The following is a 14,003-nucleotide window of genomic DNA, read 5'->3' as shown; positions in this document are numbered from 1 at the left end:
GCGGGCGCTGGCCATGGCTGATACCGTCAAGTTCACTGCGATGAAGGACGGCGACAAGGAAGACTATGAATTCCTGACCGCCCATGAGATCGACTACGCCGCCAAGACCGGCGACCGGCTGCTCGACGCGATCGTACAGCTGGATGAGGGTCTTTCCGGCTACAAGATCACCCGGCTCGGCCATTCGCTGCAGGCGGCGACGCGCGCCTGGCGCGACGGCGCCGATACGGACTGGATCGTCTGCGCGCTGCTGCACGACATCGGCGACATCTACGCGCCCTACAACCACGACGAATATGCGGCTGCGATCCTGAAACCCTTCGTGCGCGAGCAATGCACCTGGGTGGTGGAAAAGCATGGCGACTTCCAGCGCCTCTATTATGCGCATCACCTGGGCGGCAATCGGCATGCCCGGGACCGCTTCGCCGGCCACCTCTATTTCGATGACTGCGACCAGTTCTGCGAGCGCTGGGACCAGTCGAGCTTCGATCCCGACTACGAGACGCTGCCGGTCGAGTTCTTCCGGCCCTTCGTGCTCGAGGTCTTCGCCCGAAAGGCCTACGATCCGGCGGTGATCCGCACCGGCGAGCGCGTGGCCCTCACAGATCCCGAAACAGCCAAGACGAGAACCGGAGCCTGACAAGCATGAGCATCATCAACAAGGCGGCCGCCATCGGCGGCGGTGTCATCGGCGCCGGCTGGGTGGCGCGGCTGCTCCTGAACGGCATCGACGTGTCGATCTTCGATCCGGATCCGGAAGCGTCGCGCAAGGTGGGCGAAGTGATGAAGGGCGCGCGCCGCGCCTACAAGCAGATGCTGCCCGGCGGCCTGCCCAAGGAAGGCAAGCTCACCTTCGCCAAGACCATCGCCGAGGCGGTTGCCGACGCCGACTTCATCCAGGAAAGCGTGCCGGAGCGGCTCGACCTCAAGCACAAGGTGCTGGCCGAGATCGACCAGCATGCGCCCGCCAACGCCATTGTCGGCTCCTCGACCTCCGGCATCAAGCCGACCGACATGCAGGTGGCGATGAAGAAGCATCCGGAGCGGCTGGTCGTCGGCCATCCGTTCAACCCGGTTTATCTCTTGCCGCTGGTCGAGATCGTCGGTGGCGAGCAGACCTTCCCCGAGGCGATCGAGGTGGCCAAGGAGCTCTACGCCTCGATCGGCATGAAGCCGGTGGTGGTGCGCAAGGAGATCGAGGCCTTCGTCGGCGACCGCCTGCTCGAGGCGGCATGGCGCGAAGCGCTGTGGCTGGTCAAGGACGGCATCTGCACCGTCGAGGAACTCGACGACATCATGCGCTATTCCTTCGGCCTGCGCTGGGCGCAGATGGGCATGTTCCAGGTCTACCGGGTCGCCGGCGGCGAGGCCGGCATGCGCCACTTCATGGCGCAGTTCGGACCTTGCCTGAAATGGCCGTGGACCAAGCTGATGGACGTGCCGGAGTTCAACGACGAGCTGGTCGACCTGATCGCCACGCAGTCGGACGAGCAGGCGCATGGTCTGTCGATCCGCGAGCTGGAGAGGATCCGCGACGACAATCTGGTCGCGATCATGGAGGCGCTGTCGAAGCAGAACAAGGGCAAGGGCTGGGGTGCCGGCGCGCTGCATAAGGACTATACCAGGCAACTCGCCAAGCTGGCCGCGAAGAAGAGTCCAGCCAAAACTGCCGAAAAGCCCAAGCCGGCGAAGAAGGCAGCCAAGCCGGCAAAGGCTGAGAAGTCCGCCAAGGCCGACAAGGCGAAGAAGAGCAAGAAGAAGGGCTGAGGCGATGCATTTCGGTCTTTCGGAAGAACAGAAGCTCATCGTCGAAACGACGCGCGCCTTCGTCGAGAACGAGCTCTACCCGCATGAGCGCGAGGTGGAGCGCACAGGCGTGCTGCGCCGCGAACTGATCGACGAATTGAAGGCGAAGGCGATCGAGGCCGGGCTTTATGCCGCCAACATGCCGGCCGATGTCGGTGGCGCCGGCTTGGACACGGTAAGCTGGCTGCTCTACGAGAAGGAGCTTGGCCGCGCCAATTACGCGCTGCACTGGACCTGCGTGGCGCGTCCGTCCAACATCCTGCTCGCCGGCACGCCGGAACAGCGCGAGAAATATCTTTTCCCCTGCATCCGCGGCGAGAAGTCGGACTGCCTGGCGATGACGGAGCCCGGCGCTGGCTCCGACCTGCGCGGCATGAAGGCGACCGCGGTGCAGGACGGCTCGGACTGGGTGCTCAACGGCACCAAGCACTTTATCTCGCATGCCGACATCGCCGACTTCGCCATCGTGTTCATGGCTTCGGGCGAAGAGGATTCGCCGCGTGGCAAGCGCAAGAAGATCACCGCCTTCTTCGTCGACAAGGGCACCAAAGGCTTCACGGTGCGCGACGGCTATCGCAATGTCTCGCACCGGGGCTACACCAATTCGATCCTCGAATTCGACGACTGCCGGCTGCCGGCCTCCCAGGTGCTCGGCGAAGTGCACAAGGGCTTCGACGTCGCGAATTCATGGCTCGGCGCCACGCGCCTCCAGGTCGGCGCCACCTGCCTCGGCCGCGCCGAGCGCGCGCTCTCGCATGCCATCGAATATGCCGCGCAGCGCCAGCAGTTCGGCCAGCAGATCGGCAAGTTCCAGGGCGTTTCGTTTAAGCTCGCCGACATGGCTACGGAACTCAAGGCTGCGGACCTGATGGTCTTCGAAGCCGGCTGGAAGTACGATCAGGGCACCGTCACCGACCAGGACATGGCGATGGCCAAGCTGAAGGCCACCGAGATGCTGGCCTTCGTCGCCGACGAAGCCATCCAGATCCATGGCGGCATGGGCCTGATGGACGACCTGCCGCTGGAGCGCATCTGGCGCGATGCCCGCGTCGAGCGCATCTGGGAAGGCACATCGGAGATTCAGCGACATATTATTTCGCGGGCGCTGCTGCGTCCGTTCGGTGCTTAGAGCATGATGCGCCAAGGCCCGGATCCGGCCTTGGACAAGATCGCGCTCAAACGAAAAGATGGCCATGCATAAACTCGAACGTCTCCTGCGCCCAAAATCGATCGCCGTGTTCGGCGGGGCGCAGGCCGCCGCCGTCGTGGCGCAGTCGATCAAGATGGGCTTTGCCGGCGAGATCTGGCCGGTGCATCCGACCAAGGACGAGGTCGCCGGCCGCAAGGCCTATCGCTCCGTCGCCGACCTGCCCGGAGCACCGGACGCCGCATTCGTCGGCGTCAACCGGCATCTCACCATCGAGGTGATCAAGGCGCTGGCCGAGCGCGGCGCCGGCGGCGCCGTCTGCTTTGCCGCCGGATTCCTTGAGACCGAGGCCTATGACGAGGATGGCGAGCGGCTGCAGGCCGAGCTCGTCGCCGCCGCGGGCCAGATGCCGACTATCGGTCCAAACTGCTACGGCCTGATCAACTATGCCGACGGCGCGTTGCTTTGGCCGGACCAGCATGGCGGGATCAGGCTGGCCGAGGGCGGCAAGGGCGTCGCCATCATCACCCAGTCGTCCAACATCGCCATCAACATGACGATGCAGAAGCGCGGGCTGCCGATCGCCTTCCTGATGACAGCCGGCAACCAGGCGCAGACCGGCCTCTCCGAAATGGCGTTGGGCCTGATCGAGGACGAGCGCGTCACCTCGCTCGGCCTGCATATCGAAGCCTTCGATTCTGTCGCCGGCTTCGAGAAGCTGGCGGCGCGGGCACGCGAGTTGAGGAAGCCGATCATCGCCATGAAGGTCGGGCGGTCCGAACAGGCGCGGCAGGCGACGGTGTCGCACACCGCCTCGCTCGCCGGCTCGGACGCTGCCTCCGGCGCGTTCCTGAAGCGGCTCGGCATAGCACGCGTCGATTCCATTCCCGCCTTCATCGAGGCGCTGAAGCTTCTGCACGTCACCGGCCCCCTGCCCGGCTACAAGCTTTCGTCGATGAGCTGCTCGGGCGGCGAGGCTTCGGTGATGGCCGACAGCGCCGAGGGGCGCTGGGTGCATTTCCCGGCACTGACGGCCGAGCACCGCGCGCATGTCAAATCGACGCTCGGACCGCTGGTCGCCGTCGCCAATCCGCTCGACTACCACACCTTCATCTGGAACAACGAGCCGGCGATGACCGCTACCTTCACCGCCATGGTGTCGGGCGGCTTCGACCTCAACATGCTGGTGCTCGACTTCCCGCGCCCGGACCGCTGTTCCGACGTCGACTGGTGGGCAACGCTGCGCGCCTTCGAGGCGGCGCTGAAAACCAACAAGGCGCAAGGCGCGATCGTCTCCTCGCTGCCGGAAAACCTGCCGGAGGAATACACCGCCGGATTGATGGCGCGCGGCATGGTGCCGTTGTTCGGCATCTCGGAAGCCATGGACGCCGCCCAGGCCGCCGCCTTCATCGGCTGGGCTTGGCATGAGCCGCAGGCGCAGCCGGTCGACACCACCGCGGCAGGCACCTCCGAAGCCAAACGCGTGACGCCGGACGAGGCCGAGGCCAAGGAAAGGCTGATCAAGGCCGGCCTGCCGGTGCCGAAGGGCGAACGCGCCTCCAACGCGGTGGAGGCGGTGATCTCGTCCATGACGCTGGGCTTCCCGGTAGCGTTGAAAGCGCTCGGCGTGACGCACAAGTCGGAAGTCGGCGCCGTCAGGCTGAACCTCAAGGACGCCGAATCCGTCAGCGCCGCCGCGCATGACCTTCTGCCGCTCGGCACCGGGCTTTATGCCGAGCGCATGGTGCGCGACGGCGTCGCCGAGCTGATCGTCGGCTTCACCCGCGATCCGATGTTCGGCGTGGTGATGACGCTCGGCACCGGCGGCGTGCTGGTCGAGCTTTTGCGCGACAGCGTGACCCTGATGCTGCCGGCGACGCGCGACGACATCGAGGCGGCATTGCGTGGGCTCAAGCTCTATCCGCTGCTCGAAGGCTATCGCGGCCGGCCGAAGGCCGACGTCAACGCCGCCATCGACGCCATCGCCGGCATTGCCGACTTCGTGCAGAAGAACGAAGGCGAGATCGAGGAACTCGATATCAACCCGCTGATCGTCTGCGCCGAAGGCAAGGGCGCCTGGATCGCGGACGCCCTGCTCGTGCTTGGAGAGAAGAAGAATGGCTGAAATCATCACCACCCGCCGCGAAGGCGCGATCCTCGAGGTCACGCTCGACCGGCCGAAGGCAAACGCCATCGACCTCAAGACGTCGCGGCTGATGGGCGAGACCTTCAAGGCGTTCCGCGACGATCCGGAACTGCGTGTCGCCATCGTCAAGACGGCCGGGGACAAGTTCTTCAGCGCCGGCTGGGACCTGAAGGCGGCGGCGGCCGGCGATGCGGTCGACGGCGATTACGGCGTCGGCGGCTTTGCCGGGTTGCAGGAGCTGCGCGACCTCAACAAGCCGGTGATCGCCTGCGTCAACGGCATGGCGGTGGGCGGCGGCTTCGAGCTGGCGCTGTCCTGCGATCTCATCTACGCCTCGGACCATTCCTCTTTCGCGCTGCCCGAGATCCGCGCCGGCACGCTGGCCGACGCTGCGACCATCAAGCTGCCGAAGCGCATCCCCTACCATATCGCCATGGACCTTCTGTTCACCGGCCGCTGGATGGATGTCGCCGAGGCGCATCGCTGGGGCTTGGTCAACGAGGTGCTGCCCAAGGACAAGCTCGAGGAGCGCGTCTGGGAGATCGCAAGGTTGCTCGCCAGCGGCCCGCCGCTGGTCTTCGCCGCAATCAAGGAGACCGCGCGGGTGGCCGAGGCGCTGACCTTCCAGGACGCCATGAACAAGGTGACGCGCAGGCAATTGCCGACGGTCGATATCCTCTACGGGTCGGAAGACAACATGGAAGGGTTCCGGGCTTTCGCGGAGAAGCGCGAGCCGGTTTGGAAGGGCAAGTGATTCTGCGGAGATGACGGAGCGAGGCCTTGGCTACCTGTTCCGCACCCATGACCGACTACAAAACCCTCGTCGACGCAGAAACCTGGGCCTTCATCGAGAAGACCAACTCTTACTATCCGCCGAACACGATCGACTACACGATCGAAGAGCAGCGCGCGATCTATGACCGGATGTGCCGGGAGTTCTTTGCCGGCTATCCGCAGGGCGTGACCGCCTTGACGACAGGCATCGCCGACGGCATCCCGATCCGCATCTATCGCAACGCGGAGCCGAACGACGCTGCGATGGTGCTCTACCTTCATGGCGGCGGCTTTATCCTGGGCGGGCTGGAGAGCCATGACGATGTCTGCGCCGAGCTTTGCGCCCGCACCGGCTACGAGGTGGTCTCGGTCGATTATCGGCTGGCGCCGGAGCATCTGCATCCGGCCGCCTTCGACGACGCCATGGACGCGTTCGAATGGGCCGCCAAGACCTATGACTGCCCTGTCGTGCTTTGCGGCGACAGCGCCGGCGGCAATCTCTGCGCGGCGGTAGCGCATGCGACGCGCGGCCATGAAAAGAAGCCGGCCGGCCAGATGCTGATCTATCCCGGGCTCGGCGGCGACCATTCGCGCGGCTCCTACGTCACCCATGCCGAGGCCCCGATGCTGACCGTGCGCGATCTCGACTTCTACAAGCATATCCGCACCGGCGGCATCGACCAGACCGGCGACATCACGCTCTATCCGCTGGCCGACGCCGATTTCGCCTATTTGCCGCCGACGGTGCTGATCACCGCCGAGTGCGACCCGCTGTCATCCGACGGCGAGGCTTATCGCGACCGCGTCATCGCGGCCGGCGGGCGCGCCGCCTGGTTCGAGGAGCCGGGCCTGGTGCATGGCTACCTCAGAGGCCGCCACATGATCGGCCGGGCACGGACGAGCTTCACCCGCATCGTCGAGGCGGTATCGGCGCTCGGCCGGGGCGACTGGATCTGGTAACGCCCCTGGCGACCGCAAACACTTTCCACCCCGCTATCCTCCCATGAACCTTTCCATGCCGGCCAGCGACTGACGGCCAGGCGCCGCAATGGCGCGGCCCGGAAAGGAAAGCCGCCATGACCAGAAACCCAGAGACTTCGCGGTCTCCGGGAACAACGGGAATCCAGCGCGATCACCCCCTTCGGGAAGGGGTCGACGCGCTGGGCTTCCGGCTGATTCCGTTGACCCTGCCCAGCAGCCGGCGTATCGTCACAAAGAGGAAAACAGACAATTCGAACGGGGAAGAACGTGCCGCAACGCCGCGCCTTGCCCTGGTTGGCGCGGTAGAGGCGGACGTTCCTTCCAGCGGCTTCGGGGGGAGTTCAATGTCTGGCGTTCGCGGCTCGTTCCTGCGTTCCCGTGGCCGCCGTTTGCGCCGCGCAATCGCAACAAGCGGCGGAATTCTGGCTTTGGCGCTGTCCGCCGGCTTGTGGCTCGGCGCGGCGAAGGCGCAGGAAACCCAGATCATCTATCCCGGTTCGATGGCGGTCACCGGCTTTCCGGGCACCACCATTCCCGATTTCGATCAGGGTCTGCCCCCCGGCGTCGACCCGGTCGACGAGACCTTCATCGATACGTCCCGCGCATCCTTGCGCATTTTCGACGTCTCGCATCTCGGCGGGCCCGCTTCCGGCCAACTCGTCAACACGCGGCCGCCCTTCGAGGTGACGGCCGGGCAGATCGGCGAGGTGTTCGGCCTCGCCTATGACGATGGCGTGCGCGACGGCGTGCCCTCAGGCGTTCCTAACCTCTACGCGGCTGCGACCTCGCTGCATGGCATCGAGATCGTCACGCCGGGCGCCGACCATGACGGCAGGCCGGAACGGCAGCGCCGCGGCACCGCGGGCGCCACCTTCATGGACGGCCAGTTCGGCACCGAGAATGGCGGCGGTCCAGGCACGATCTGGAAGATCGACGGCGTCACCGGCGCGGTCTCGAAATTCGCCGACATCGACACCAACAGCGGCCCCGGCATCGGCAACCTCGCCTTCGATGCTACCCATCGCCAGTTCTTCGCTTCGGATCTCGATACCGGGCTGATTCACCGCATCGATATCGAGGGCAATCTGATCGACAGCTTCGACCATGGCGTCGCCGGGCGCCCCGCGCATAGGCTCGCCCCTGTCCCCGACGACGGCGCCCTGATGGACATCCAGGCTGCCGCTTTCGATAGCGAGGACCCCGAGACCTGGGGCTACACGCAGGATGCGCGCCGGGTCTGGGCCGTCGCCTATCATGGCGGCCGGCTCTACTATTCCGTCGGCGAGAAGGCCGAAATCTGGTCGGTCGGCATCGCGAGCGACGGAGGCTTTGCCGGCGGTCCGCGCTGGGAACTGACGGTCAAGGCGGACCAGGACTATGCCGTCACCGACATCGCCTTCGACAATAAGGGCTTCATGTATCTCGCCCAGCGCGGCCCGGTCGAGAACCGCTACGATTACAGCCGCTTCGCCGATTCCGGCAAAGGCGAGCTGATACGCTACTGGCGCGAGGATCCGGACGATCCGGCAACGGAATCGGCCTGGGTCGAGGTGCCGCAGGAATATGCCGTCGGCTTCCCGCAAGGCAACCGCCAGTCGGCCGGCGGCGTCGACCTGCAATATCGCTATGACGCCGACGGCAATCTCGACACTTCCGTTTGCACCGACACCGTCGTCAACACCGGCGACAAGTTGCGCGACAATCCCGAACTTGCCGAGCGCCTCGCCACCGGCGGGCCGCTTGCCGTGCATGGCGTCCAGCTGACGCCCAGCGCGCTGGTCAAGCCGGCGAACGTTCCGCCCTTCGGCTCATGGTTCGTCGACTTCGACGGCTATTTCGAAGACCCGGACGTCCAAGGCCATGTCGGCGACGTAAGGGTCTGGCGCCCCTGTGAGGGCCGCGCCGGCTACTATGAGGAAATCCCCGGCGGCGGCTACCTGCCTCCGTTCTATCCGCCGGACTTCCCACCGCCCGGCAACCTGCCGCCCTGCGTGGATGTCGACGACGTGCATTATTACTGCACGCCACGCGGTCTGCGGGCCGAACTCTATCTCCATGACCATGCCGGCTTCGGCGGCGATTCGATCAAGGCGCAGTCCAGGACGCCCGGCGTCGGGGTATCAACCCCCATGTCGCATGTTCCGGGCAAGCCCTACACGATCGACATCACCGGCCATGATCCGGGCGACACCGTCAATGTCGGGCTCTGCTTCTACCGCAAGTCCGACCAGGACAAGGGTGGCTACTACCCTTGCTGCAAGATGACGCTGCCGCTCAGAACGCCAGCCGTCAGCTGCGAACGTTGAGGGAGGGACAGATGAGCAATCTCGCCCTTTCCCGCTTCGTTTCGAGCAACCCGAAACCCGTCATGGAGACGATCATGAAACCCCTGTCATATGCCAGGCGCGGCGCGCGCTGGCTGATGGCGGCCGGTATCGCGGTCGCCATGATGCCGGCACTGCCGGCGCTCGCCCAGGACCAGGCTCCGGCCACGGCCAATCAGGCCGCCAATCCAGCATCCCGCGGCATCAATGCGGAGCTCGCCCGGATCGTGCCCTTCTTCACCAAGAAAGGCAGCCAGAAAAGCTGCGATACGGTCGAGTATGTCCTGAGCTTCGGCATCCATGGCGACCCGCAGGACTTCGACCGCCCAAGCGTGGCCGCCCTGCTCAAAGCGACAAGGCTCGATTTCAAGGACCAGCTGCCGCACGGCCTGCAGATTGTCGGCGTCGATGTCTCCGGCGACGGCACCAGCGCCTCGGGCGGACCGCTGCCCGCTGCTTCAATCGGCACGTCGGCCAGCTCGAACGACACGGCCAGCGTTTCCAACTTCCGCATCAGCGCTGCCAACCTCGATGGCGCGGGTGCTGCGAACGAACGCGTCATCACCTTCCGCATCACCGCCAGGATAGACCATGCGACCTTTCCCGTGCCGACGACGGTCGACAACCAGGGTGAGATCGAGGTGGCCTTCAGGGGCGGTCCGGCAACAACGATCCACTCGCAGGATCCGGACAGACCGGACGACGGTGATTTCCTGACCGGCGTGAAGACCTCGATCAAGATCGACTTGATCAAGTGCAACCCGCCGCCACCACCTCCCGGCAAGGAATGTTTCAAAGTCGAGCGCGGCACGGTCGATTGCGTGCCAGGCGGCGGCGCCTTCATCTATCATATGCCGGTCGGCCCGGAGATGGGCGACAAATGGGTGCAGGTGTCGACGACGACGCCCGGCGTCAGCATCGTTCCCGACATGCAGAAGGTGCCGATCGGCGGCGGCGTGCTGAACTGGAAGATCATCGGCGCTTCGCCCGGCGAAACCATCCACCTCGTCGTCACCGGCATCGAGACCTATGCCGGGCCGAAGGAAGGCTGGGGGCTCTGCTGCACGCAGGTGATCGACATCGTCGTCCCGCGTGACCTGAGATGCCCGCCGAAGGACAAGGAGCCGGACCTCAAGGTCGAAAAACATGCGGACGTGCCGCGTTGCACGATGGCCGGCGGCTGCGACTTCACCATCACCGTCACCAATGTCGGCGACGCGCCCTATAACGGCAAGATCGTGCTCGACGAGGTGACGCTGCCGGCAGGCTCGGTGCTGACCTCCGGGCCGAACGCGCCCTGGGTCTGCGCGCCCGGCACGACGCCGATGACCTGCACCTATCCGGCGACTACGCTCAACCTCGGCGCCTCCGTCAACCTCAAGCTCGGCTTCAAGCCGGCGGGCGGCTGGCAAGGCGGCGTGCTGCGCAACTGCGCCGCCTATGACTACCAGGCCAGCGGCAAGCCGCTGTTCGGCAGCCAGCAGAACGACCGCGGCTGCGCCTCGATCCCGATCTGCCGCCGTGGCGATCGCGATCCGCAGTGCAATCCGCCGGTCGAGAAGAAGGTCGACCTGATCCTGAAGAAGCGCGCCCGTACCCCGGTGTGCACGCCGGACGGCGCCTGCACTTTCGTGATCGACATCATCAATAACGGCACCGGCACCTATAACGGGCCGCTGACCGTGATCGACACCTACCCCGGCGGCGCGCCGACCTCGTCGACCTTCGGGCCGAGCCCGCCATGGGCCTGCGGACCGAGCGGCCCTGGCCAGTTCCGCTGCGACAATGCCGGCATCTCGCTGCCTGCGGGCGCCTCGACGCCGATCGTCGTCAGAGCGGTGATGCCGACGAACTACCGGCCGGACACGGTGGAGAACTGCGCCGAGGTGAAGGGCATTGCCGGCGAGGTCGACCTTGCCAACAACAAGGCTTGCGCCACCCAGCGCATCCGCCACCCGAATGGCGGCCAGCCTGGCCTGCGCATCACCAAGACCTGCGATGGCTCGCTGGCTGGCGCTGCGGTTGTTTCCTGCCGCATCACCGTTACCAATGCCGGCACCGCCGCCCCCACCGGACCGGTGCGGGTCGGCGATGCCGCGACGCTGGTATCGGGCGGAGCGCCTGTGCAAATCCAGAGCGTCACCCTCGGCGGTGCGGACTGGGCTTGCGGACCAGTGCCTGCCAACACGCTGTCGTGCCAGATTCCCGGCGCCGCGATGACGCCCGGAACCAGCCGGCACTTCGACGTGACGGTGAGCGGCAATGGCGCGTTCGAGAATTGCGCGCGCGGCTCCTACGGGCCTGCGCCGGGCGACGACATCGTCTACCCGATCGGCCAGGCCTGCGCGAAGGGCGGCGGCGGCTCGACCATGCGCGTCGGGAAGACCGGCGATGCCGAATGCCGGCTGGGAGAGCCCTGCTCGTTCGAGATCACCATCACGAACGATGGGCCTACCCCCTTCTCCGGTCCGGTCCGCATCGGCGATGCGATCGGCATCGACGGCATCGGCAGGCTGGAAGGCGTCCGGATCACCGCGATCGACCCGCCCTTCGGCTGCTCGCCGGAGCCGGCGACGCTGCCGGCGTCCTGCATCGCGAACCTGGCGCTCGGCGCCGGCGAAAGCCGCAAGCACCATGTCACGGTGACGCTTCCCGACGACAGGCGGCTTGCCGGTCTCAAGGGCACGGTCAGCGGACAGAACTGCGTCGGCGTGCTCTCGCCGAATACGCCGGTGCAAAGCGGCGGCGACGTGCTGTCGCGCACGCCGAGCGGCATGCAGGGCGATCGCGGCAAGGCCTATGCGTGCCATCCCTTCACCGTCAGCCGAGAGGTTAAGAACCAGTGCTTGTATGGAATGGTGCTGAACTCGGCCGGCCGTTGTGTCTGTCCGGAAGGCACCACCTTCCGTGACGGCCAATGCTCGTCCGGTGGCAGCAAGCTTCTGCCGCTGCCGCAGCGTTGCGTCCTGCTGCAGGGCCAGGTCCGCACCGAGGACGGACGCTGCGTCTGCCCGCGCGGCACCGAGCTGGAGAACGGCAGATGCGTGCGGGGCGAAGAGCCGCAGGAGCCGCAATGCACGCTACGTCCCGGCCAGTACCGCGACCAGAACGGCAACTGCGTCTGCCGCCGCGGCGAGCTGGTGAACGGCGTGTGCCAGGTCGTCCCGCCAAAATGCACGATTCGTGGCGCAGTGCTGACGACGGACGGCTGCGTCTGCCCGAAAGGCACGCATCTCGACCGTGCCGCCAAGGCTTGCGTGCCTGACAGGGAGTCGCCCGCCCAGTGCCGTATCCGCGGCCAGTCCCGCAACGCCGATGGCGATTGCGTCTGCCCGAGCGGCATGGAGGTGCGCGGCGGCGCCTGCCGGCCGATCGTGTCGAAGCAGTGCCCGGTCCGCGGCCAGCTGCGCGACGCCAACGGCAACTGCGCCTGCCCGGACGGCATGGTGGTGCGGGGCAAGGCCTGCCAGCGGCCGAAGCCGAGCCAGGAGCAGTGCGCCATCCGCGGCCAGGTCCACAATAAGCGGGGTGACTGCGTCTGCCCGCGCGGGACCGAAATCCGCAACGGCGCCTGCCGCAAGGCGTCGGTGGAATGCGCACCGGGTGCGGAGTTCATCGACGGACAGTGCCAGCCGGTTTTCACCCGGCGGCGCTGCCCGGCCGGAACGGCCGGACAGTATCCGGATTGCTACCCGATCCGCAGGCAGCCGGACATCGAGATCAACCCCGGCATCCTGCTCAACCCGAATGTGCTGCAGCAACTGGTGCCGCAGCGCCAGCCGCGCCGCATGCTGCAGGATCCGGCGGGCGCCAACATCCAGAACTTCAAGCCGTAATCGTGCGGCTGAAGATCGAGACCCGCCGGAGCGATCCGGCGGGTTTTCTCTTCCACATCGAAGAAAGCTCTACGGCAGGCGGGCCAGTGCGCCCGTCGAAAACATGCCCCCCCTTTGGCCGGATCATGGTCGAGGGCGTTTCACCGTTTCACGAAAACGGTGAACGCCCTATCTCTTTGTTTTCACGCAATTCCGGACGGAAAAGCGCTCGCACTTTTCCTGGAATTGCTCTAGGCAATCGCCCTGACAGGCGCGCGACCACGCGCGCAGGACCGCCGGGAGAATTTGCGCCATGAGCAAGAAGACCCTGATCGCGCCATCAGTGCTGGCGTCGGATTTTTCGAAGCTGGGCGATGAGGTCGAGGCCGTCGCGGCGGCCGGCGCCGACTGGATCCATCTCGACGTGATGGACGGCCATTTCGTGCCTAACATCACCTTCGGCCCGCCGGTGATCAAAGCGATCCGCAACCGCACCAAGGCCTTCTTCGATTGCCATCTGATGATTGCGCCGGCCGATCCTTACCTGGCGGCCTTCGCCGAAGCGGGCTGCGACGGCATGACGGTGCACGCCGAGGCCGGGCCACATCTCGACCGCTCGCTCCAAACCATCAAGAACCTCGGCAAGAAGGCAGGCGTCTCGCTCAACCCGGCAACGCCGGAAACGGCGATCGAGTATGTGCTCGATCGGCTGGACCTCATCCTGATCATGACCGTCAATCCGGGCTTCGGCGGGCAGGCCTTCATCCCGGCGATCGTGGACAAGGTGAAACGGGTGAAGGCGCTGATCGGCGGTCGGCCGATCCGTATCGAGATCGACGGCGGTGTTTCGGCCGAAACGGCGCCGCTGGTGACCGCGGCCGGAGCCAATGTGCTGGTAGCGGGCGCCGCAGTCTTCAAGGGCGGCAGCGTCGAAGCCTATAGGGCAAATATCGAAGCAATTCGAACGGCTGCCGACAGGGCCGCCAGATAAACATATAACGGTGCGAGCC

The 14,003-nt window shown here is 65.9% G+C and carries 9 protein-coding genes; all 9 read left to right on the top strand.

Features of this window, described 5'->3' with window-relative positions:
- Positions 1–13: 13 nt before the first annotated feature.
- Entirely contained in the window at positions 14–640 is a 627-nt protein-coding gene (locus LB515_RS24620) for an HD domain-containing protein (protein ID WP_224709246.1), read from the top strand.
- Positions 641–645: 5 nt separating this feature from the next.
- Positions 646–1,767 carry a carnitine 3-dehydrogenase gene (locus tag LB515_RS24615; RefSeq protein ID WP_224638035.1) on the top strand — a complete coding sequence of 374 codons (1,122 nt, stop codon included), beginning with the start codon at positions 646–648 and terminating at the stop codon, positions 1,765–1,767.
- A gap of 4 nt (positions 1,768–1,771) precedes the next feature.
- Positions 1,772–2,935, top strand: coding sequence for an acyl-CoA dehydrogenase family protein (locus LB515_RS24610; RefSeq protein ID WP_095768160.1), 1,164 nt, complete (start codon positions 1,772–1,774; stop codon positions 2,933–2,935).
- A 64-nt stretch (positions 2,936–2,999) separates the two neighbouring features.
- The gene (locus tag LB515_RS24605; protein WP_224709245.1) at positions 3,000–5,078 is read left to right on the top strand and encodes an acetate--CoA ligase family protein; all 2,079 of its coding nucleotides are present in this window, start codon (positions 3,000–3,002) and stop codon (positions 5,076–5,078) included.
- The gene (locus tag LB515_RS24600; RefSeq protein ID WP_224709244.1) at positions 5,071–5,853 is read left to right on the top strand and encodes a carnitinyl-CoA dehydratase; all 783 of its coding nucleotides are present in this window, start codon (positions 5,071–5,073) and stop codon (positions 5,851–5,853) included. Before LB515_RS24605 ends, LB515_RS24600 begins: the two co-directional genes overlap by 8 nt.
- Before the next feature lie 47 nt (positions 5,854–5,900).
- Positions 5,901–6,833, top strand: coding sequence for an alpha/beta hydrolase (locus LB515_RS24595; protein ID WP_224709243.1), 933 nt, complete (start codon positions 5,901–5,903; stop codon positions 6,831–6,833).
- Positions 6,834–7,198: 365 nt separating this feature from the next.
- On the top strand, positions 7,199–9,160 hold the full coding sequence (locus LB515_RS24590) for a hypothetical protein (RefSeq protein ID WP_224709242.1): 1,962 nt from the start codon (positions 7,199–7,201) through the stop codon (positions 9,158–9,160).
- A gap of 11 nt (positions 9,161–9,171) precedes the next feature.
- Entirely contained in the window at positions 9,172–13,014 is a 3,843-nt protein-coding gene (locus tag LB515_RS24585; protein WP_224709241.1) for a DUF11 domain-containing protein, read from the top strand.
- Positions 13,015–13,306: 292 nt separating this feature from the next.
- On the top strand, positions 13,307–13,984 hold the full coding sequence (gene rpe / locus LB515_RS24580; protein WP_224709240.1) for a ribulose-phosphate 3-epimerase: 678 nt from the start codon (positions 13,307–13,309) through the stop codon (positions 13,982–13,984).
- Positions 13,985–14,003 lie beyond the last annotated feature (19 nt).

It is taken from the genome of Mesorhizobium sp. CA15, assembly GCF_020165215.1.
Taxonomy (GTDB): Bacteria; Pseudomonadota; Alphaproteobacteria; order Rhizobiales; family Rhizobiaceae; genus Mesorhizobium.
This window is presented reverse-complemented; position numbering and strand designations above follow the sequence as displayed.